The sequence below is a fragment of the Mesorhizobium sp. M0408 genome, assembly GCF_040321495.1.
Lineage (GTDB): Bacteria > Pseudomonadota > Alphaproteobacteria > Rhizobiales > Rhizobiaceae > Mesorhizobium.
Window position 1 is genome coordinate 15659 of the sequence record NZ_JAMYRO010000004.1, and the last position, 20830, is coordinate 36488.

22 protein-coding genes and 2 tRNA genes are annotated in these 20830 nt (G+C 63.7%); 12 read left to right on the forward strand and 12 right to left on the reverse strand.

Annotation, left to right across the window (positions count from 1 at the left end):
* Window positions 1-277: 277 nt before the first annotated feature.
* The 4 genes from NKI67_RS05650 to NKI67_RS05665 form a co-directional block, all read right to left on the reverse strand.
* The gene (locus NKI67_RS05650; RefSeq protein ID WP_352587847.1) at window positions 278-1159 is read right to left on the reverse strand and encodes a DUF2497 domain-containing protein; all 882 of its coding nucleotides are present in this window, start codon (window positions 1157-1159) and stop codon (window positions 278-280) included.
* A 199-nt stretch (window positions 1160-1358) separates the two neighbouring features.
* Window positions 1359-2750, reverse strand: coding sequence for a TolC family outer membrane protein (locus tag NKI67_RS05655; RefSeq protein WP_352644702.1), 1392 nt, complete (start codon window positions 2748-2750; stop codon window positions 1359-1361).
* A gap of 186 nt (window positions 2751-2936) precedes the next feature.
* Window positions 2937-3605 (reverse strand): protein-L-isoaspartate O-methyltransferase family protein, encoded by a 669-nt coding sequence (locus NKI67_RS05660; protein WP_352644704.1) that lies wholly within the window; start codon window positions 3603-3605, stop codon window positions 2937-2939.
* Between the two features lie 89 nt (window positions 3606-3694).
* Window positions 3695-3768: transfer RNA gene (locus NKI67_RS05665), tRNA-Cys, on the reverse strand.
* Between the two features lie 217 nt (window positions 3769-3985).
* On the opposite strand from NKI67_RS05665, the gene NKI67_RS05670 reads away from it, so the two are divergent.
* Window positions 3986-4186, forward strand: a complete 201-nt coding sequence (locus NKI67_RS05670) for a hypothetical protein (RefSeq protein WP_352644705.1) — start codon at window positions 3986-3988, stop codon at window positions 4184-4186.
* Window positions 4187-4249: 63 nt separating this feature from the next.
* Here NKI67_RS05670 and NKI67_RS05675 read toward each other — a convergent pair whose 3' ends face one another.
* Window positions 4250-4510 (reverse strand): hypothetical protein, encoded by a 261-nt coding sequence (locus tag NKI67_RS05675; RefSeq protein WP_023676401.1) that lies wholly within the window; start codon window positions 4508-4510, stop codon window positions 4250-4252.
* A 220-nt stretch (window positions 4511-4730) separates the two neighbouring features.
* Between NKI67_RS05675 and NKI67_RS05680 the strand changes: the two genes are divergently transcribed.
* Window positions 4731-4805 (forward strand) — tRNA-Asn (locus tag NKI67_RS05680).
* A 509-nt stretch (window positions 4806-5314) separates the two neighbouring features.
* Here NKI67_RS05680 and NKI67_RS05685 read toward each other — a convergent pair.
* Window positions 5315-6208, reverse strand: coding sequence for a LysR family transcriptional regulator (locus tag NKI67_RS05685; RefSeq protein WP_352644707.1), 894 nt, complete (start codon window positions 6206-6208; stop codon window positions 5315-5317).
* A 181-nt stretch (window positions 6209-6389) separates the two neighbouring features.
* On the opposite strand from NKI67_RS05685, the gene NKI67_RS05690 reads away from it, so the two are divergent.
* The gene (locus NKI67_RS05690) at window positions 6390-7040 is read left to right on the forward strand and encodes a hydrolase (RefSeq protein ID WP_352568869.1); all 651 of its coding nucleotides are present in this window, start codon (window positions 6390-6392) and stop codon (window positions 7038-7040) included.
* Between the two features lie 433 nt (window positions 7041-7473).
* Here NKI67_RS05690 and NKI67_RS05695 read toward each other — a convergent pair whose 3' ends face one another.
* Entirely contained in the window at window positions 7474-8343 is an 870-nt protein-coding gene (locus NKI67_RS05695; protein ID WP_352568870.1) for a LysR family transcriptional regulator, read from the reverse strand.
* Between the two features lie 95 nt (window positions 8344-8438).
* Here NKI67_RS05695 and NKI67_RS05700 point away from each other — a divergent pair, with 95 nt between their 5' ends.
* The 5 genes from NKI67_RS05700 (at window position 8439) to NKI67_RS05720 (ending at window position 14542) form a co-directional block, all read left to right on the forward strand.
* Entirely contained in the window at window positions 8439-9500 is a 1062-nt protein-coding gene (locus NKI67_RS05700; RefSeq protein ID WP_352644709.1) for an alkene reductase, read from the forward strand.
* Between the two features lie 128 nt (window positions 9501-9628).
* Entirely contained in the window at window positions 9629-10600 is a 972-nt protein-coding gene (locus NKI67_RS05705; RefSeq protein ID WP_352644711.1) for an NADP-dependent oxidoreductase, read from the forward strand.
* A gap of 251 nt (window positions 10601-10851) precedes the next feature.
* The gene (locus NKI67_RS05710) at window positions 10852-11337 is read left to right on the forward strand and encodes a (2Fe-2S)-binding protein (RefSeq protein WP_352568873.1); all 486 of its coding nucleotides are present in this window, start codon (window positions 10852-10854) and stop codon (window positions 11335-11337) included.
* Window positions 11334-12323, forward strand: a complete 990-nt coding sequence (locus NKI67_RS05715; RefSeq protein ID WP_352568874.1) for an FAD binding domain-containing protein — start codon at window positions 11334-11336, stop codon at window positions 12321-12323. Before NKI67_RS05710 ends, NKI67_RS05715 begins: the two co-directional genes overlap by 4 nt.
* Window positions 12320-14542 carry a xanthine dehydrogenase family protein molybdopterin-binding subunit gene (locus tag NKI67_RS05720; protein ID WP_352568875.1) on the forward strand — a complete coding sequence of 741 codons (2223 nt, stop codon included), beginning with the start codon at window positions 12320-12322 and terminating at the stop codon, window positions 14540-14542. Before NKI67_RS05715 ends, NKI67_RS05720 begins: the two co-directional genes overlap by 4 nt.
* On the opposite strand, the gene NKI67_RS05725 is transcribed toward NKI67_RS05720, so the two are convergent.
* Complete coding sequence (locus tag NKI67_RS05725; protein WP_352568876.1) at window positions 14520-15719, reverse strand: amidohydrolase; 1200 nt, start codon at window positions 15717-15719, stop codon at window positions 14520-14522. The two genes, NKI67_RS05720 and NKI67_RS05725, sit on opposite strands and share 23 nt — an antisense overlap.
* Before the next feature lie 84 nt (window positions 15720-15803).
* Here NKI67_RS05725 and NKI67_RS05730 point away from each other — a divergent pair, with 84 nt between their 5' ends.
* Both NKI67_RS05730 and NKI67_RS05735 read left to right on the forward strand, forming a co-directional pair.
* Window positions 15804-16634 carry an AraC family transcriptional regulator gene (locus NKI67_RS05730; protein ID WP_352568877.1) on the forward strand — a complete coding sequence of 277 codons (831 nt, stop codon included), beginning with the start codon at window positions 15804-15806 and terminating at the stop codon, window positions 16632-16634.
* A 70-nt stretch (window positions 16635-16704) separates the two neighbouring features.
* Entirely contained in the window at window positions 16705-17136 is a 432-nt protein-coding gene (locus NKI67_RS05735; protein WP_352568878.1) for a cupin domain-containing protein, read from the forward strand.
* A 37-nt stretch (window positions 17137-17173) separates the two neighbouring features.
* Here the strand turns inward: NKI67_RS05735 and NKI67_RS05740 are convergent, their stop codons facing one another.
* The 3 genes from NKI67_RS05740 to NKI67_RS05750 are packed head-to-tail and all read right to left on the reverse strand — an operon-like array spanning window position 17174 to window position 19268.
* Window positions 17174-17725 carry a nuclear transport factor 2 family protein gene (locus NKI67_RS05740; protein WP_352568879.1) on the reverse strand — a complete coding sequence of 184 codons (552 nt, stop codon included), beginning with the start codon at window positions 17723-17725 and terminating at the stop codon, window positions 17174-17176.
* Window positions 17722-18705 (reverse strand): alpha/beta hydrolase, encoded by a 984-nt coding sequence (locus NKI67_RS05745; RefSeq protein WP_352568880.1) that lies wholly within the window; start codon window positions 18703-18705, stop codon window positions 17722-17724. The genes NKI67_RS05740 and NKI67_RS05745 overlap by 4 nt, the downstream gene beginning before the upstream one ends.
* Window positions 18706-18764: 59 nt before the next feature.
* A complete protein-coding gene (locus NKI67_RS05750) occupies window positions 18765-19268 on the reverse strand; it encodes a nuclear transport factor 2 family protein (RefSeq protein WP_352568881.1) in 504 nt (167 codons plus the stop codon).
* A 122-nt stretch (window positions 19269-19390) separates the two neighbouring features.
* Here NKI67_RS05750 and NKI67_RS05755 point away from each other — a divergent pair, with 122 nt between their 5' ends.
* On the forward strand, window positions 19391-19726 hold the full coding sequence (locus NKI67_RS05755) for a LysR family transcriptional regulator (RefSeq protein ID WP_352644715.1): 336 nt from the start codon (window positions 19391-19393) through the stop codon (window positions 19724-19726).
* A gap of 11 nt (window positions 19727-19737) precedes the next feature.
* Window positions 19738-20298: a LysR substrate-binding domain-containing protein gene (locus tag NKI67_RS05760; protein ID WP_352644717.1), complete on the forward strand. Its 561-nt coding sequence runs from the start codon at window positions 19738-19740 to the stop codon at window positions 20296-20298.
* A 27-nt stretch (window positions 20299-20325) separates the two neighbouring features.
* Here the strand turns inward: NKI67_RS05760 and NKI67_RS05765 are convergent, their stop codons facing one another.
* A complete protein-coding gene (locus NKI67_RS05765; protein WP_023676416.1) occupies window positions 20326-20781 on the reverse strand; it encodes a carboxymuconolactone decarboxylase family protein in 456 nt (151 codons plus the stop codon).
* Window positions 20782-20830 lie beyond the last annotated feature (49 nt).

Below are 20830 nucleotides of genomic sequence, written 5' to 3' on the forward strand. Positions count from 1 at the left end.
GCAACTCGCGGAACTGAATGTTGCACGGCAATCGCTTCAGGTTTGCGCTGCCCCTCATTGCCCTGCCGGGCATTTCTCCCCGTATAGTGACGGGGAGAAAGACGCCTGTACTGAAGCTCTCGCCAATCACGAACGTTGCGGAAAAGGTGCCTAAATTGCGGTCAACCCCTTCTCCCCGTCACTATACGGGGAGAAGGTGCCGGCAGGCGGATGAGGGGCAGCGCCGACTTCGACAATTCGCCGGTCGAGCGCCGCCTATTGGCGGCTCTCCGAATTGCTACTGCGCGCCGCGCGCGACGCGCTCGATTTCCTCGCGCACCAGCCGCTCGACCAGCGTCGGCAGGTTGTTGTCCAGCCAGTCCTGCAGCATGGGCCGCAGCATCTCCTCGGCCATCTCGTCGAAGGTCTTCTTGCTGCGGCTGGCAAACGCATCGGAAAGCTCGCCGAAGGCGGCGGCAACCTGCCGGCCCGTATGCTCCGAAAGGATCGCCGGACGCACGGGCGGCGCCTCGCTGGCCGCCGGACGCGCCAATCCGATTTTCGAAGATTCCGGGCCGATTTTCGAAGATTCCGGGCCGATTTTCGAAGGCTCCGGGCCGCTTTCCAAAGGCTCCGGCCCAATTTCCGAAGGCTCCGGCACAGATCCAGCAGTCGCCTCGTTCTCAATAACCTCGGCTTTCGGCTCGGCGTCCGGCGTCCGGAGTGGCTCGGCGCGCTCCGGCTTGGCCATCGCGTCGCCGACCGCGGCGATCTCGCGCCGCCAATCGGCGATGATGGTGTCGGTCGTCTCGGCAGCCTTGGCTGTCGCAGGCCGATCCGGCTTTGCGGGCGGTTCGGGAGCGGCGTTCACCTCAGCCAGCGTCACCGCTGCCTTTACCGGGCCGGGGCGCACCGGCGTTTCCAGGCGCTCAATGACCGGCGCGGCCGTTGGCTGCACCTCGGCGCGCGTGGCCGGCTTGGCGATCTCCAGTCCGCCGCGCAGTTCGGAGCGGAACGCATCCGCCTCCGCTGCTGCCGGCGCCGGTTGCAGATCCTGGCGCAGCTCGTCCGCGTCGCCCGGCTGCTTGCGGCCGGTATCGCTGTCCTCGATGATCCTTCTGATGGAAGCCAGTATTTCTTCCATGGAAGGTTCGCGCTGTACGCTGCTTGCCGTCGCCATCGTCACATCCGCCGCCCTTGTGACTCGTTCTCAGATTTCCTGTCCGGCAATGCCGGATTCGAATCATGGCAACAGCGTAACCGACGGAACGGCTTGCGAGAATCCCCAATCTGGCGACATCTCGGATTTCAACAGATTAGGGTCGGGAGTTGAAAGCCCGCGCGTCGTTCGAGCGCGGGCTGAAAACACGGCTTGGCGATCAGCGGCCGTCCGGCGTGCGCAGGCCGATCCACTTGTCCTTGACGGCGTTGTAATGCTCTTCGGGCCTGTACTTCGTCACGTTGAGCGCAAGGCGGTCTGCCGACAAATGGCCAACCGCCGAGAGGATGGCATAGCTCGCCACCACCACGTCGCGTTCGGCGCTGACAAGATTGATCTTGGCAGTGATGAGGGTCGCCTGCGCGTTGAGCACGTCGAGCGTGGTGCGCTGGCCGACATTGCGCTCTTCGATGACGCCGTTCAGGGCAAGCTGCGCGGCGGCGACCACCTGCCGGTTGGCCGTGACGCTTTGCTGCGCGGCGGTGTATTGCGACCATGCCGAGGTCACCGCCTGGCGCACGGTGTCGCGGCTGACATCGACCTCGATACGGGCCTGGCTAAGTGATTCCTTTGATTGGCGAACCAATGCCGAGGTCCGGCCGCCGGAATAGATCGGTATCGTCAATGTCGCGCCGATGTTCGCCGAATTGGTTACGCCATCCTGTGTCGAGGAGAGCGAGCCGGGCGCGGTGCCGCGAAAGGCGCTCGAAACACCCGCCGACGCCGATAGTTGCGGCAGCAACGCGCCCTCTGCCGACTTCACCGAAAACCCCGCCGCGTCGACCAGATGCGCGGTGGCGAGGATGGCCGGATGCTCGGCCGATGCGATCGCGATCGCCGCATCGAGGCTCGACGGCAACAGCTTCGACACCGGCGAAGCCGGCCTGAGCCTGCCCGGCTCGTCGCCGACGATCTGGCGATAGGTCGCAGCGCTTGCCAGAGCCGTCGCGCGGGCGGCGCTCAACTGCGCCACCGCGGAGGCACGCTGGGCGTCGGCTTGCGCGACGTCGGTGCGCGTACCTTCGCCGACCTCGAAGCGCGAACGCGCCGCACGCGCCTGCTCGGTCAGGAATTGCAGATTCTGTTCGGTCAGCACGGCGACCTGGCGGTCGCGGATAACGTCCATATAGGCGCTTGCCGCGTTGAAAAGAGTGTTTTCTTCGGCGTTGCGCAGGCTTTCGAACGAAGCGCGGACCCGCGATTCGGCGGCCGCCACATTGTTCCTGGTCTGAAAACCGTCAAACAGCGTCTGGTCGATCTCGACGCCGAAGTTGCCGGTGGTCAACGAGATGTTTCGGTGCAACCGGTTGCTGTGGCTGGCGGTATAATCGATGCTCGCGGAACCGGTGATGGTCGGGCGCCAGCCTGACTTGGCGATGGCGACGCCCTCGTCGGTGACACGAACGCCGGCGCGTGAAGAATTGAGCGAGGAATTGTTCTGATAGGCCTTTGAAAGTGCCCCGAGAATGGTTTCGGCCGAGGCGGCCATTGGAGACAGCGCTGTCGCCGAAACGAGGACAGCGGTAAAAAGCAACTTGCGTACAGACGGCACGTTATATTCCCTCATTCGTTTTGCACGGGAACTGCGCCACGCTGGCTTCTCCTTCTGATCAGCCGGCGCCGCGTTTTTTATCGTTCCCCCGCTGAAAGCCCCCAGAAACGCCCGGTTATGCAGATCAGCAACGATTGTTCAAACGCAAGCGATCATGACAGCGCCTTCGCTGCAAGGCAAAATCACTCAGAATTCGAAGGCGGGAATGCGTTCGAATCCCGGTAGTGGCTTAATTGCCGCATTAAATGCGCGTCTTCCCGTTACAACCCCTCCAGTCTTAAAAAAAAGCCGGGCTACGCCCGAATTGCCCTGCCCCTCCACGGCGACGAGTCGGCCGCCTTCGGCAAGCTGGTCGAACAGCGCCGCCGGCACCTCGCCGACGCTGCCGCCGAGCAGGATCACGTCGTAAGGTGCCTTGGCGGCATGGCCTTGCGGCAGCGGCCCGTGGACCACGGTGACATTGCCGCAACCCAGCGCCGCAAGCGTCGAAGTGGCGGTCTCGGCCAGCGCCGGATCGCTTTCCAGCGCCACCACGGAGCTTGCCAGCCGCGACAGGATCGCCGCCGCATAGCCGGTGCCGCAGCCGACATCGAGTGCCGAATCGCTTGGGCCGATATCGGCCAGTTGCATAAGCTTGGCCAATGGCGACGGCTCCATCAGATAGCGCGGGCCATCGGCCGTATCGGCGATGCGGATGTCCTCGTCGATATAGGCAAGGTCACGCTGGCCGGCGCCGACAAAGGCCTCGCGCGGCACGACAAGCATCGCCTCGAGCAGCGGTGCGCTGGTCACGTCGGTGGTGCGGATCTGGCCGTCGACCATCTTCACCCGGCGTTCGGCAAAATCAGCGCTCATGTTCCAACCATCCGCTTGCCGCGCAAAGGCCGCGGCTGTTTCGACCGGAACTGAAGCCCCCTGGCGCTGACGCGCGGGAGCTCGGGCATTGGAGGCCTCGCCCGGAATCGAACCGGGGTGCAAGGATTTGCAGTCCTCTGCGTAACCACTCCGCCACGAGGCCTCATTGCTCCCGGCGTTCCACCCGGCTCCAATAGGTTGCGGCGAAAATGCCGTCAAGCGGCCACCATGCATTCCCAACGGTTCCTCGACATTCCATGCCCTGCCTTATCAACGCAATGCCCATATTAGCAATAACATATTAGCTTATCGTTAAGCATGATTCTGGGCGACGGGAACCCGAAACCGGCGGCCACGTTGGGCAAAGAGGAGGCTCCGCCATGCGTCGAGCAGCTACGAGGGACGGCACGTCGCGCGGATTGTCGCAATCTGCAGAGCTTGTGCGCTATGCCATCGACCGCCTCAGCATAGAAGGCGCAAACACCCTGCCGCCGCGCGACCGGGCGCGGCTGGCATCGGCTACCGCCGTTCTCAAGGAGCTTTGCGAACGCCTGGAGAGCTGCTTCGACCAACCTCGGTGATGCTTAGACGGGCCACCCCGCTCTCAAACAATTGCCTGTTTCCGGCCTGTCAGCAGGGCAACCTCAATCCGGCCGCCGCCGTCGCTCCCACCAGACGACGAAGCGGCGCCGGTGACGACGCACCAATGCAAATTCATAGGAGAGCACCAGTAATCCGATCGGTACCATCCAGAAACCCAGGATCGGCAGGAAGCCGAGAATGCCGCCGATGATCAGCACGACGCCGATCGCAATCCTGAGGCCGCGCGAGCGCGGCATGGTGAACTGGCGGCCGAAGACCGAGATTTTCCGGGCCGGTGGCTGTTCGTCGCTCATTGCCGTCATGTGAAGTGTCGATCCGTTTGCATCAGTAGCACCATCAGCCGGAGAAAGCCGCAACGGCCTTTTCTGTTCCGTGACAGGCGAGAGACAGCTCATATGAGGGCGCTCGCCGGCCATTGCCAGCAAGCCCTGCGCCAAAAAGCACCGAAAAAATGCGAAATGCTTCTTTGCAAAGCCGAAACGGGTTTGCTATAGGCTGCCCCACTCACATGAGAGCCTCTGTTCCCCGGTAGCTCAGTGGTAGAGCAACCGGCTGTTAACCGGTTGGTCGCTGGTTCGAATCCGGCCCGGGGAGCCACCGCCTCTTCTACGCCATAGCGCGATATTGCGCGCCAGCGTGCAATTTCTCCCTACGCGCCGATCTCGTAGTCCTGCTTCCAGAGTGTCAGAGCATGGAGGACCGATGAAATCAGGCGTAGAATAGCAGGCTCGCCCGCCCACGCCTATTCGGCGGCTACCGCGCGGAAATACTGATGACCGGCGGCTTCGCGCCCGAGTGCGCCGTTCAGTTCGCCGCGGCGGCGTCCGAACGTTGCCGCCCGTTATTACTTGCCGTCGCTGCCTCAACGACAGCAGCTTACAGACGGGCGCGAGGTGTTCGTGGACGGCGGATTGCATAGCTTTGAGCCTGCGCGCGCGAGGCGTCGCTGGGACAAAGCGGAGAGGCCTCGCGCCAGATCTGCACAGGCAAGATCTCAACGCCTACTCGGTTGAACATGATCCGCGTGGACGTCGCGCCTGCGGCGTTGCCTAGAGAATTTACCCCCGTGCCTCCTGCCGGTGGGGAGGCTTCGCACCGTTCGTGTCCTAGCTGTCGAGACCCCAAAGTTCCGGGTTCCGTTTGAAATACTCAGTTAGCATTTCGATGAGCACCCGAACTTTCCGCGTAGGATGCTGACCCGGCGGGCGTACGACATACGCGGCCCCCGGGGGTACCGGATAGCGTGTCATGATCGGGACCAGCGCGCCCGAGGCCACATATTCATGTGTGATGCAATCGGGGAGCCAGGCGATGCCGAGACCTGCCGCCGCCGCGCCGGCAAGCGCCGTGGCGCTATCGGCCTTGAACCTGCCCTGCGGCTGGACCGTAACAATCTTGCTGCCATTTATGAACTGCCAGGCTTCCGTTCCCTGCATGAGGGCCTGATGGGTGACGAGTTCGTCCAGAGTCTCGGGTGACCCGTGCACCTCGATATAACCCGGGCTTGCGACAAGCTTTCCATGGATCGGCCCGACGCGCTTCGCGATCAGGTTGGAGTCTTGAAGGTAGGCGCCCCGGATCGCGCAATCGAAACCTTCTGCGATGAGATCGACGAAGCGATCGCTGTAGGAAGTATGGATGTGAAGCTTCGGGTGCAGACGCGCCATTTCCGCGAGCACGGGGGCGAAGTGGGTCGCGCCGAAAGTAAGCGGCATGGCAACCCTCAGGCGGCCGCGCAGCTCACCGGTGGGGAGGATCGTTTCCCGAGCCGTATCGATCTCTGCGCTGGCCCGGGCCGCATGGTCTCTGAACGCGATTCCCGCTTCGGTGAGCGCGGCGCCGCGGGTCGTTCGTGCAAGAAGCTGGACGCCAAGTTCCGCTTCAACCCGAAAGAGCCGCCGACTGACGATTGACTTGGAGACGCCGAGCCGGCGCGCGGCGGCCGATACGCCCCCTGCATCGGCCACTGCGACGAATGTCCGTAGATCTTCGATGTCCAATTCAGCGTTCCTCATTTCGCGACACAGCTTGCCTGATTATGGCACTACTGCATCACCAAAAGGAACGGCAAATTGCGTCCAGGCAACGTCGCCCGCTGGCGCATGTCTCCCGTGAAACCCATTGCCGTCCATAGCGGCAGAGAAAGATTGCCGTCCATGGCGGCAGAGAAAGGAAGTCTTGATGACCCCTCGCAACGGCCTTGATTCGCTTCTTCGTCCTGAAGACTCGGTACTCGTTCTGATCGACCACCAGCCTTACCAACTCGCGAACCTGAACAGCCACGATCCGCAAGCTGTGGTCAACAACGCGACCGCGCTGGCGAAGCTAGCAAAAGCCTTCAATGTTCCGACCATTCTCACCAGCGTGATCGCGGGTCGTGGCGGCATCCTCTTCAAGCAGATCACTGACGTCTTCCCGGGGCAGGAAGTGATCGACCGGACTTGGGTGAACGCCTGGCAGGACGAGAAGGTGGTGGACGTGGTCAAGGCGACCGGCCGCAAACAACTGGTTATCGCAGGCCTTTGGACCGAAGTCTGCGTCGCGATGCCTGTCATCCAAGCCCTCGGCGAAGGCTGGGACGTGTCCGTGATCACCGATGCGTCGGGCGGCGTTTCGACCGAGTCCCACCAGATCGCCATCCAGCGGATGATCGCGGCTGGCGCAAACATGATGACCGTGATGGCGCTCGCTGGCGAATGGCAGCGCGACTGGGCGCGCACCGAGCATGTCGAAGAGCTGACCGAGATTCTCATCCAGCACTTCGGCGGCAGCGGCATCGCCTTCCTGTGGGAGCAACAACTCCTCAAGACGCCTGTGCCGAGCGAAGGCTGATTCGGGCCGGGATGGCGAGCATTTCGGTGAGGGTCGGAATCGATCCGTTTGCCGGCCCTCGCCATCTCACCTCACAGGGAAGCCTTGTGATGCCGAACCCACCTTCACGAGCAGTCGCTCGTCGCACATCCTGGATAGATAGCATCGGGGATGCCGATGGCCGTGAGTTCAGCCGTGCGCACCTCGCCCCGCCCTCGCGGTAGAGCGATGGCCCGCTCCCTGAGCGTCGGTGTCGGCCCGCCGGCGAGGCGTAGGGCTTCTGCGCCGTCCGGTCACGTTTGCGCATTTTTGGCGACTCTGGTGCATTCTGGTGTAGGGGTATGGCAAATTCGTATTTCTCAGCTTCATCGACTCCGGCGAGCCATCGCCTTTTCTACGCCAAGTCGCGATTTTGCACGCCGCCGTCCGACTTTTCTCCGCGTAACGATCTGGTTCAAGTTTCCACCAGCCTGGCGGACAGGAATTCGATGAAGCGCTGGGTCTTGGCTGGAATGAGGCGCGTTTCGGTGACGGCGTGAATGCTGACCGACGATCCCTGCCATTCGGGCAGGACACGCCGGAGCCTGCCCGAGGCCAAATCTTCGGCGACGATCTTCTCGGCAAGCAGGGCGATGCCCTGGTGGTCGACCGCCAGGGCGCGGATCATCCCGACGCTGTTGACTGTGAAGCGGCCTCCAACCTCGACTTCGACCTTGTTCATCCCCTGATGCAGGGTCCAGATCTTCGGCATGCAGATGCATTCATGCTCCGCCAGATCCGCCGGTGTCGCCGGCTCGTCGGACGCTTCGATGTAGCCAGGAGACGCATAGAGGTGGCGCGCGTGGCGCCCGATCAGGCGAGCGATCAGGCTGGAGTCTTCCAGCTCGCCGATGCGGATCGCTACATCGAACGGCTCGGCCACCAAATCGACGCGGCGCGGGGTCAGGTCGAACTCGAAGGTGATGCCGGGATAGTGCCGCGCGAAATCGACGATGATCGGCGTCAGGTAAAGCGTGGCGAAGTCGACCGGGAGCGAGACCCGCAGGACACCGCTCGGCTGCTCCAGCATCGCGCCGAGCTGCTCGTGTGCGAGCCGTGCCTCGTCGACGATGCGTTTGCTTCGTTCGTAATAGAGCTGGCCGGCCTCGGTGAGCTCGATCTTGCGCGTCGTTCGATGCAGAAGCCTCAGGCCGATCGCCTTCTCCAGCGCGCTGATACGTCGCGACAGAGTCGAGTTGGGCATGCCCAGAGCCTCAGCCGCCTTCCGGAAGCTCCTCGCTCTCGCCACCTCCACGAACAGCGCCATGTCGTTCAAGTGGCTCACGCTATTGCTCCATATTTGGAATATTGATTTCACTTTTGCCGGATTTATCCCGACATTGGAATAGTGGACAAGCGCTCCAGCAAACGGAGATCCCAATGAGTCCCTTATTCACCCCTGTCCGCGTCGGCCGCTACACTCTGCCTAACCGCCTCGTCATGGCCCCGATGACCCGCAGCCGCGCCGGCTTCGACGGTACGCCGGGCGAGCTGGCCACCGAATATTATTCCCAGCGCGCCGGCGTCGGCCTGATCGTCACCGAAGGCACCCAGCCCTCGGATGACGGCCAGGGCTATCTCACCACCCCCGGCATCTACACGCCCGCCCATGTCGCCGGCTGGCGGAAGATCACTTCTGCCGTGCACGACAAGGGCGGCCACATCTTCATCCAGCTCATGCATGCCGGGCGCATGTCGCATCCCGACAATACGCTGCATCACTGCCAAGGGGTCGCGCCGTCCGCGATAGCGCCGGGGACGGGTATGTTCACCATGACGGGGATGCAGGACATTCCCCCGCCGCGCGCGCTGACGACCGAAGAGGTGCGCCAGACGGTCGCCGATTTCCGCCATGCCGCGCGCTCGGCGGTCGAGGCCGGCGCCGACGGCATCGAGATTCACGGCGCGAACGCCTACCTGGTCCAGCAGTTCTTCGCGCCCAGCGCCAACACGCGCACGGACGAATATGGCGGGTCGATCGAGAACCGAGCGCGCTTCGCCATCGAAGTCGCCACGGCGATCGCCGAGGAGATTGGCGCGGACCGCACCGCGATCCGCCTGTCACCCGGGACGACGATATGGGGGATCGACGAAGGCGCCGAGGGGCCGGACCTCTACCGCTATCTGGTCGCCGAACTCGACAAGCTCGGGCTCGCTTACGTGCACATCATGCACCAGGGCGACGAGGCGCTGCTGGCCGATATCCGCAAGCTCTGGCACCAATCGCTGATCCTCAATCGGCCAAGTCGTCCGCGTGACCAGATCGGCGCCGACGTAGCTTCGGGGCTGGCCGATCAGGAGTCCTACGGCCAGATGGTCCTGGCCAATCCGGACTTTGTGGAACGGTTGAAGACCAATGCGGCGCTGAATGCGGCAGTCCAAGCCACTTTCTATGGTGGCACCGCCCTGGGCTACACCGACTATCCTGCTTTGAGCGCGTAAAGCGAAAGCAAGTAAATCCCCAAGCGACAGCAGCCGAATAAACATTTCTCACCCGATGTGGACTGCATACTTAGAAGTTCTTCTTGAGAGATTTCAAACTATATCGTCCCACAGGAAGGATAAACCCGATGAATGACTTCAAAAGCGCCCCCCGCCGGTCTGAACCGCTTGGCTCCGGCCGGGCCCTACGTCTTCAAGCATATGGCGGCACAGAGAGCTTGAAAGTCGATTGGCTATCCGCCCCAGAGCCTGGTCCCGACCAAGTGCTCGTCCAGGTCAAGGCTGCCGGAGTAAACGGAATCGACTGGAAAATCCGTGAAGGCTACGTCCGCGACAAGTTCAAGTTATCTTTGCCCGCGACGCTTGGCATCGAAATGGCGGGGGTCGTGCTGCGGACCGGCTCCAACGTCGAAGGCGTGAGGGTCGGAGACCGGGTCATGGCCGCGCTGGGTGGCCTGGGCGCTTATGCTGACCACTTGCTGATAAATGCCGAAAAACTTGTCAAGACGCCTGCGGTCCTGTCAGACATTGACGCAGCGGCAGTACCGGTGGCGGCGATCACGGCATGGCAAGTCCTTCAGGTCGCCGATTTCAACCTTCGGGGGCGGCGGGTGTTGATCCACGGCGCGGCTGGCGGGGTGGGCAGCTTCGCTGTCCAGTTCGCCAAGACGGCTGGAGCGACCGTCTATGCTACAGCCTCAACCAAGAGCGTGGCCCATGTCCAAGCCTTGGGCGCTGACGAAGTGATCGATTACCAGAAACAGAACTTCGAGGTTCTTGCGAGCGACATTGACCTTATCGTCGATCTTGTCGGGGGCCAGGTCTTAGACAAATCTTGGTCGGTCCTATCGCCTGGCGGCGTCCTTGCCAGCATCGCTGCAACTGATGTGGTTTCGCGCGCCCCGGCAGGCCGTCATGGCATCTGGTTGTCAGTCAAACCTGACACCGCGCGCCTAGCCACAATCGCTCAAGAGATCGCTGACGGCTCGCTGCGGTCCACGATTGCAGAAGTGGTCGGCTTCGACGATCTGGCATCCGCGATCGAGCGCAATCGCACCGGCCACGCTCCCGGAAAGATAGTCTTAGACCTCACCAGGTGACTGCAGCTCATGGTAATCGTCCCTAAAGGGGGGACCGTCTGCATTCGGCTCATGTTGGGACGGCCGTGAACCACAGTTATGCAGGGCCTTTCCGCTCCGCCGCAAATCTCAAATGCGCGTTTTTTCGCTTTCCCTGACCGGCAGCGCCTTTTCCCTAAAATCGATCGCCCTATTTCGCCTCGACAGGTGGGTGGCTGCTTGCTGGACGAGTCCCTGCGACGAGTACGGCATGTGCTTCGAGGTAACCCCCAATGGACTTCCACGATCGGCACCTATTGCGGTTGCGGGTGAACGGAGAGGATCACAGCCTTTCCGATCTCGATCCCCGCGTCACGCTGCTCGACCTGCTGCGCGAGCGGCTTCATCTGACCGGAACGAAAAAGGGATGCAATTTCGGCGAGTGCGGCGCCTGCACCGTGCACCTCGACGGACGGCGTGTGAATGCCTGCATGATACTTGCCGTGTCCTGCGAGGGACGCGAGGTCACGACGATCGAAGGCCTGGCAAACGACGATGCGCTTCATCCCGTGCAGCAGGCGTTCATCGATCATGATGGTTTCCAGTGCGGATTCTGCACGCCCGGCCAGGTGATGTCGGCGGCGGCGCTGATTGAGGAGGGACATACCGGCTCCGATGCCGAGATCCGCGAATGGATGAGCGGTAATCTGTGTCGCTGCTCGGCCTATCCGCAAATCGTCGAGGCCGTGCGCGCGGCGGCCGGGAGGGTGAGCCAATGACCCCATTCGTCTACGCGCGCGCCGACAGCCTGGGCGAAACGATCGCGGCAGGTGCCGCGCCGGACAGCGCCTTTCTCGCCGGCGGCACCGAATTGCTCAACTGGCTGCGCCTTGGCATTGCCGAGCCGACCCGGATCATCGACATCTCCCGCCTCGACGGGCTGGATCAGATCGAGGCACTGCCCGGCGGCGGCTTGACGATCGGCGCGCTGACGCATCTCAACGATGTCGCGCAGCATGCGCTGGTCATGCGCGACTATCCGGTGTTGAGCCAGGCGATCCTCAACGCCGCATCGCCGCAGCTGAGAAACCTAGCAACGATAGGCGGCAATCTTCTGCAGAAGACGCGCTGTGCCTATTTCCGTGCCGAAGAGCAGTTGCCATGCAACAAGCGTCAGCTCGGCTCCGGCTGCTCGGCATTGCATGGCATCAACGACAATCACGCGATATTCGGCTGGACCGAGGATTGCGTCGCCACCCAGCCATCCGACCCGGCCGTGGCGCTGGCAGCACTTGATGCGGTCATCGTCACCGCGCACCGCAGCGGCGGCCGGCGCATTCCGGCAGCGGAATTCCACCTGCTTCCCGACACGCGGCCCGAGGCAGACAATGTGTTGCAGCAAGGCGAACTGATCACGGCAATCGAGCTGCCGGCGCCGGCGCCGCGATCGGCTTACCTCAAGGTGCGCGAGCGCGAATCCTACGAATACGCCATCGTCTCTGCCGCCGCTGTGCTGGAGATGGACGGCCAAACCATCCGTCGGGCGGCCCTGGCGCTGGGGTCCGTCGCGCTGCGGCCGTGGCGGCTGAGCGCCGCCGAGGAGCAGCTCGCCGGTGCCGAAATCGGCGATCGCGAGGCATTGAGCACCGCTATCGAGCAATCCTTCGCCGAAGCGCGTCCCTTGTCGCAGAACGCCTACAAGATCGAACTGGCCAAGACCGCCGCTTTGCGGGCGATCGAAAGAGCAGCGAGGATGCCGTCATGATGATCAGCCAGCCTGTTGCCCGCCCTGACGGCGGCGTCAAGGTGACCGGCCGCGCCCGCTATGCGGCCGACTATTTTGCCCCCAATCTGCTCTATGCGGTACTCGTGACCGCGCCCGTTCCCGCCGGCCGCGTGACGTCGATCATGGTCGACGACGCGCTCGCCGAGAACGGCGTCGTGCGTGTGCTCACGCATGAGGACATGCCCAAATTCGGCCGGTTCGCATCGCCGAGGGCCGAGCCCGATACGCAGATGCAGCAGGCCGAAGGCCCGCCGGCAGCGCAGAGCTTCATGCCCATGCAGGGCAACGAGATACGTCACGAGGGTCAGCCGCTTGCCATTGTGCTGGGCGAGACGCTGGAGGCAGCGGAGGCCGGTGCCCGCCGCGTCGCATTGCGCTACGAGTTCGCCGAGCCGGAGTTGCCGGCACCCCCCGAGTGGACCGCCATCGACAAGGCTGCTGTCTCGCCGAGGGAGAGCGGCTTCCTGTTCCTGGAGCCGACGTTTACGAAGGGCGAGGTCGACCGCGGGCTTGCTGACGCCGCCGCCACGGTCGAAGCCGTGTATTTGCAGCCGTCGCGCCATCACAACGCCATGGAGCCCTCGGCGACGCTCGCCGAATGGAATGACGGAGAGCTGACGCTGCACGACGCCACGCAACACGTCTACGGTGTCCGCCAGGTGGTTGCCGCCCGCATGAATGTCCCGGCCGAGAAGGTCCGCGTGATTTCCCGCCATACCGGCGGCGGCTTCGGCGGCAAGGGCTGGATCTGGCCGCATCAGGTGCTGGCCGCCGCCGCCGCGCGCATCATGCAGCGCCCGGTCAGGCTGGCGCTCAGCCGCGCCAATGCCTATTCCTGCCTCGGGTATCAGCCGCGCATGGCACAGAAGATCGTGCTGGCGGCGGACAGGTCGGGCAAGCTGACGGCCGTGCAGCAGGACGTGGTCAACCTGACCACCGTGACCGACGATTTCGTCGAGTTCGCCACCGAAGCCTCGAAGGGTCTCTACGCCACGCCGGCCATGCGTCTCAGCCAGCGCGTGGAGCGCGCAAACGTCGCCATGCCGACGCCGCTGCGCGCGCCGGTCGAGGGTCCGGGCACCTGGGCGCTTGAAAGCGCGATGGACGAGCTCGCCCACCGCCTCGGCATCGATCCGCTCGACCTGCGTCTGGTCAACCATGCGGACACGGATCCGGCTACCGGCCAGCCCTGGTCGTCGAAGAAGCTGCGCGAGGCTTATGAGGAAGGCGCCCGCCTGTTCGGCTGGCGCGAGCGCCCGCGCAAGCCGCAACGCGACGGCGACTGGCTGATCGGCTACGGCATGGCAACCTGCAGCATGGGCTGTTTCCGCAACCCGACGCCTGCAGCCGAAGTCAGGTTGCGCCGGGACGGCACGGTGCTCATCCGCACCGGCACCCAGGACATAGGGACCGGAACACTCACCATCTTTCCGCAGATCGCGGCGGACGTGCTGGGCCTGCCGATGGAGAAGGTGAACTTGGAAATGGGCGATACGCAGCTGCCGGAGGCGGGGCCGACCTATGGCTCGTCATCGACCATGGGGGTGGGCGCGGCGGTGCTTGCCGCTGCCGAAGATGCGCGTTCGCAGCTTGCCCGTCTTGCCAATCTGCTGCCGGACGAAGTGGAGATGCAAGACGGCCATATTCGCCGCAGGGGCGCTGCCGGCGGTCAGACGATCGCCGACGTGATGAGTCATACCGACATCGGCGAGATCACCGGCTCGGGCTCGTTCGATCCGGCGCAGCATGGCAAAGGCCTTGCGATGCGCACTTTCGGCGCGATCTTCATGGAGGTCGGCGTCGATCCGGGGCTCGGCCTGCTCAGGCTTCGTCGCGCCGTGGGCAGCTACAGCGCCGGCCGTATCGTCAATCCCCGCACCGCACGCAGCCAGATGACGGGCGGCATCATCTGGGGATGGGGCATGGCGGCAATGGAGCAGAGCAGGCACGAACCAGTGCTTGGGCGGTTCTTGTCGAAGAACCTTTCCGGGGTCGCCATTCCGGTCAACGCCGACATTCCCGGCAATATCATAATCCACTTCGTCGACGAGGTGGACGAGCATGCCAGCCCGATCGGCGGCAAAGGCATCGGCGAACTCGGCGCCACCGGCGTTGCCGCTGCTGTTGCCAATGCCGTCTTCGACGCCACAGGCAAACGAATCCGGGAGTTGCCGATCACGCCGGAAAAACTGCTGTAGAAGGATCGGGCCGCGGAAGCGTCTGCTCGACGAGGTTGCCGTAATAGCGCATCACCGTCGGCACGATCTCGTCGTTGAAAACGTAGCGGTCGCCGTGCAGGCCTTCGCCCGGGCCGACCTCGCCGGCACCGATCCACGCATAACAGCCGCCGGCGTCGCGGATCATGAAAGCGAAATCCTCGCAGCCGAGACTGGGGCTGAACTCGGTCAAGACATTCTCCCGGCCGACGACGGAGGCGGCGGCCTCGACGGCGCGGGCCGTCGCATCCGCCGTATTGATCAGCGGCGGATAGCCCTTCCTGTAGTCGAGCCTGGCCTTGAGCGAATGCGCGGCGGCAATACCTTGTGCGATCTCGCCGATCAGCCTCTCGCAATGGTCGGAAAGGCCGTGCTCGAAGAAGCGGCAAGTGCCTTGCAGCCAGACCTTGCCCGGCACGATGTTGCCGACATTGCCGCCATGGATCTGCGTGATGCTGACGACAAGCGCGCTCTGCGGGTCGACCGAGCGGCTGACGATGCGCTGGACGGCTTGCACGAAGGCGCTGGCGGCCAGGATCGGGTCGTCGCCGAGCTGCGGCATGGCGGCATGAGCGCCAAGACCCTCGAAGGTCAGTTCGAAATTATCGACGGCCGCCATTTGCGGCCCGACGCGGGCGGCGATCGTCCCCAGCCTGATGCCCGGCCAGTTGTGGACCGCATAGACCGCTTCGACCGGAAAGCGCTTGAACAGGCCGTCCTCGATCATGCGCATGCTGCCGCCCTCGTTCTCCTCGGCCGGCTGAAAGATGAAAGTGACGGTGCCGTCGAAGGTGCGCGATTGACTGAGCAGTTTGGCGGCGCCGAGCAGCATGACGGTGTGGCCGTCATGGCCGCAGGCGTGCATTACTCCTTCTTTCCTGGAGGCATAGGCCAAGCCGGTTTTCTCCAGCACCGGAAGCGCGTCGAGCTCGGCGCGAAGGCCGATGGCGCGTGCGCCGCCACCGCTGCGCAGGACACCGACGACGCCGGTGCCGCCGATCCCTTCATGCACCTCGTCGACGCCGAAGGAGCGCAGCTTCTCTGCAACGAAACGCGCCGTTTCGTATTCATTGAATGCGAGCTCCGGATTGGCATGGATATGGCGCCGCCAGCCTACGACCTCTGGTGTCAGCGCGGCGATGGGGTCATTATGCAACATGATGCCTCCTTTCCGCCGACAAAAAGCGGCTTGGTTTGCCAGCCATAGAAGGCCCGGCGAGAGGCGTCTTGAACCGGATTGACCATGGCAAGGACAAACGAAGCGGCAGAGACCGGGAAATACTGGCGCCATCCGTGCTTCCCCGACCTTGGCCTGTTCGAGGCGCGCTTCACCCGGCACCGCTACGACCTGCACACGCATCCGACCTATGTGATCGCCCTGATCACCTCTGGCTGCGAGCGCATTCGCATCGGCCGCAAAAGCGTTCTCGCTCCGGCAGGCACCATTGCCGTCGTCAATCCCGAGGAGTGGCATGACGGCGAACGCGGGGCGGATGAAGGCTGGGCCTACCGGACGTTTTATCCTTCGGTGCCGCTGATGACCGCGCTTGCCCGCGAACTCGGCCGCGACGGCGCTCCGGTGTTTTCGCGCGCGACGATCGAAGACAGCAGTCTCGCCGCAGCATTGACGGCAGCACACCAGGGCTCGACATCCCCGGACACAATGACGGCCGAGACGTCCCTGCTCGTGGCGCTGCGACGGCTGATCGTTCGGCATGGCGACTCGAGCGGACAGGCCGAAGAGATCGAAAGCTCCGGATCGCAGCGAAGATTTTCCCTCTACCGCGATCTTGTCGAAAGCGAGCTTGGCTCGCAGCTCGACCTCAAGCGGCTTGCCGGCGCGGCTGGCGTGACCCGGTTCCAGGTCATCCGCGACTTCAACAAGGTAATTAGCCTGACGCCGGCGGCCTATATCCGCGACCGGCGATTGCGCCGGGCGAGCGCGCTGATCGAACAGGGATTTGGCCTCGCCGACGCCGCTATCGCGGCGGATTTCGCCGACCAGAGCCATCTTTCCCGTACCTTCCGGACTATGCATGGCATGACCCCAGGCATGTTCAGAAGAGCGGGATAAGGCGCTCTTGAACAGACAAGCTTGCGCGCCAATGCTTGCTGCGCAATGCTGACGCAGCTCGGGGGGAATCATGCGAAAAATCTTGGGATCGACGCTGCTGCTCGCGGCGGTTCTGCTTGCAAATAACGCCCAGGCGCTGGATGCCAGCGGGACGCCGGTTGTCGTGACCCCGCTTGCCTCCCGCACCGAAACTGCATCCGGCCAGCCGATCACGCTGCCGCAGAAGAACGTCCAGGTCCTGGTCTCGGCCTATCAGATCGCGCCGGGCGCCACCTTGCCGGTCCACAAGCATCCGTTTCCGCGCTATGCCTATGTTGAGGCTGGCACGCTTCAGGTCACCAATGTCGAGACCGGCAAGAGCAACACCTATCAAACAGGTGATTTCATCATCGAGATGATCGGGCAGTGGCATCAGGCGACCAATATCGGCGCCGATCCGGTCAAGCTGCTGGTCATTGACCAGGTCGAAGAGGGCACCAAGAACACGGTGTTGCGCCAGTAACTGCGGTCGTCGGGCACTCCAGCAAGGAACACCGGATTCACTCCGCAGCTTTCACCCGGTCGGCGGCGGCGGCCAGCACCGCGCGATCCCCCTCTTCGTATAAGCGGCGGATGGAGATTGCCTTGACGCGCCAGCCTTCAGGCGTCCGCACCATCCGGTGGAGATAGCTGCCGCCAACCGTCCAGAACCGGGAACCGATCCAATGGGTTGCGCGGACATGGCTGCGTGCAACCGCACCGTTGTCCGCGCCTTCGACAATGATGTTGGTGATGAGGTGCTGGGTGGCGTCGAAGCCCGGCAGCAGCCCTTGCCATTGGGCGATCAGCGCGTCGCGGCCGCTGGTCGTGACCTCGCCGCCGAAGAGGCTGGTATAGTCGGTCGTGACACGGGCCGCGAAATAGGATCTGACCCGGTTCCATTCACGCAGGTCGGCATAGAGGCCGATCCCGGCCACTGCCTCGGTGATTGCGATCCTGTCTTTGACCGTCAGCGCATCTCCCGGCGCGCTCGAGGCGGGCGCCGAGACGGCGGAAATCATCGCAGCGGAAATCGCCGAGACCAGGACATGCCGGCGCGTGACGAGGCTCATTGTCCCGCCTCCCCCGCACTGCCGAGCGTCGCGCGGAAGTGCGCGGCGGCGGCATCGCTCGCCGCCTTCACCGGCGCGGCACGATCGTAGAAATCGAATTGGGTGACATTGTCGAGCCACAGCTCCCGCTTGGAACTGGTCAGCCGCGTGTAGAATTTGTGCGCCCCCTTCGGAATGGCAGCCGCCTCGCTGTGCACCATCAAAAAAGGCTGGTGCAGGCGCGGAGCAGCCTGGATGGCGTCGAACGTCAGCCAGCCGCGCCAGAACGCCGGATCGGCCTCGTTGCGCCACGCCGGGATCATGCCGCGATCGGGTTCGGTGTAGTAAGGCACCTTGAACATGATCGCGCGCTCGTCGGTCAGGCTCGCGGCCGGCAAGAACGCTTGCTTGCCGGTGCGGCGATACTCAGCCTTGGCCGCATCGCCCACGGCCTCAAGCCTGAAGACGCCATTCCGGCCGCCATAGGTCTGCTCGACCACTTCGGCATCCTGCAACCAGGGCGCAACGAGGGCGACCGACTTGATCGCGGCGTTTCCTGCCGCAGCGGTGACCATATAGCCGGAGCTGGCGCAGATGCCGAGCCCGCCGATGCGGTCTTTGTCGGTCTCGGGCCGGCTCGCGAGATAGGCGACGGCCGCTTCGATGTCAGCGATCTTGGCGCTAGGGTCCTCGTACTGGCGGCGCATGCCGCCGCTTTCGCCCCAGCCGCGAAAATCGAAGGTCAAGGCGACGAAGCCACGATCGGCCATCTCGCGGGCGTAGCGGCCCGGCATCTGTTCCTTCACCGTCATCCAGGCGCCGGTCACGACCAGCGCCGGCCGAGGTTTTGCCGCGTCCAGATCCTCTGGCAGATAGAGCTCGCCGACAAGCTGCTCACCATGCGAGGAGAATGTGACGCGCTCGACGCGCGGTGCGGCGACGGCATTGGAGGCGGCGAGCGCGGCGGTGGTTGCTACGGCAAGTGTCAGGGTTTTAAACATCGCAAGTCTCCTTTGGCTTGGAGTGAGAAGCGCTGCGCGTTGCGAGAAAGACCGCCGTCTCAGCGCTCGCCAGCCAGTCGGCCGGGCAGCGGCTTCAGCGGGTAATGCGCCCAGTAGAAGGTGTCCGACTGGTACATGTCGGTCAAAAAATTCTGTGCCTCGGCGATCTTGCCGTCCTTGATGCGGAACATCAGCGCGTAGAACTGGTCGATCTCGGGACCTGAGCCGACATTCGACCAGCCGCGATGGACGTCGACAACGACGTCGCCTTGCGCCTGGAAGAAGATCGGCTCGGCCTTGAACTTGCCATCGGCCAGGCCGCGGAAGAAGGCGACCACCTCGTCCGGCCCGCGCTTGTCGCCGGCGAGCGGATGATGGCCGGGAATACGCCACACGACGTTGGGCGCGAGGAAGGGCCGCATGGCCTCGGGATTGCCGGTCGCGTAAGCTGCGTAATAGTCTTTGATGAGCTGGATATTGCGGTCTTCCAGTGGCCCGCTGTGCGCCGGGGCGGCAGACACCGCCAGAAGAGTGCCGGCGGCGAGTAAAGCAAGCCTGGTCATCGATCCTGTTTCCTTGTCTTTTCGAGCCGTTCCCGAGGCCGGTTCGTCGGACCCAACATGACGCCTTTTGTTCGCCGGAAAAACCAGTAGAGTTCGACAGGGCTATTTGGAAAATCCTTACAATGCGCCTCGACCAATTCAGCGGCATCGTCGCCTTCGTCAAGGTTGCGGAGGCCAAAAGCTTCACCCGCGCCGCCGCTGAGCTCGGCGTCGCTCCGGCCTCGTTGAGCGAGGCGGTCAAGGGGCTCGAGGAGCGCCTGGGGGTGCGGCTGCTCAACCGCACGACCCGCAGCGTTGGCTTGACCGAAGCTGGCGCCCACTACCTCGACCATGTGCGCCCGGCAGCCGAAGACATCTGGGCGGCTGGTGCGGCTCTGCGCGAGAGCCGCGATCGTCCCGCCGGCACGCTGCGCCTCAGCTTGCCCTGGATCGCCGCGCCGCTGCTGATAGTCCATTGATGCGGCCGTTCATGGATGCTTATCCCGAAGTGCGGCTTAGTCTGATTTTCGACGACAGCTTCGTCGACATCGCCGCCGACGGCTTCGATGCCGGCCTGCGCATCGGCGAGCTTCTCGAGAGAGATATGATCGGCGCGCGCCTGGGCGGGCCCCTGCAGATGGTCGTGGTGGGCAGCCCCGATTATCTGGCGCGCAACGGCACACCGAAACGGCCGGCAGACCTCGCCGCCCATCGCTGCATCGCATTCGCCCTGACCCGCACGCGCGCGATTTCGCCCTGGGAGTTCATTGTGGAGGGACGCGAAGTCGCATTCACGCCGGACGCATGCCTGGTCGTGAACACGCTTCCGCTGTGCATTACCGCCGCCGCGCAAGGGCTTGGCCTCGCCTTCGCGGTCGAGGGCCTCGCCGCGCCGCTTCTCGCCTCAGGCGCGCTGGTCAAGGTGCTGGAGCCTTTCTGTCCCGCTTACGAGCCGCTCCACCTCTATTATCCCAGCCGCCGCCTCGTGCCACCGAAGCTGCGGGCCTTCATCGACTTCGTCCGCGCGAATTCGCACAAGCTGCGGATCTGATGTGGCTTTTCGAGAATCCGGCCCCGTTCAGCCCCAGGCGCCGACCATCTGCCTGGTGGTTGCGTTGAGCCGGTTGAATGCGTTGATCAGGGCAATCTGGACGACCAGGGCGGCAAGCGCCTTTTCGTCATAGTGCCGGGCGGCCTCGTCCCAGACTGCATCCGGCACCGGATCCGGCCGGTCGGCCAACCGGGTTGCCGCCTCGGTCAGTGCCAGCGCGGCGCGTTCGGCGTCGGTGAAGTAGGGTGTCTCCCGCCATGCGGACACGGCAAAGATGCGTTCGTCCTTTTCGCCGGCCTTCTTCAATTCGCGCGCATGCATATCGACGCAGAGGCTGCATCCGTTGATCTGGCTGGCGCGCAAATGGACGAGCTTGCGCGTCACATAGGACAGGTCAGCCGTTTCCGTAGACTTGTCCAGCGCGAGCAGCGCCTGCAAGGCGCCGGGAATGAGCACCACCGGGTTTTTCAATCGTGCTTGCATAGCGGTCTCCTTCGGCGTGTTTTTTCAAGCCCGGACGACGAACATCCGG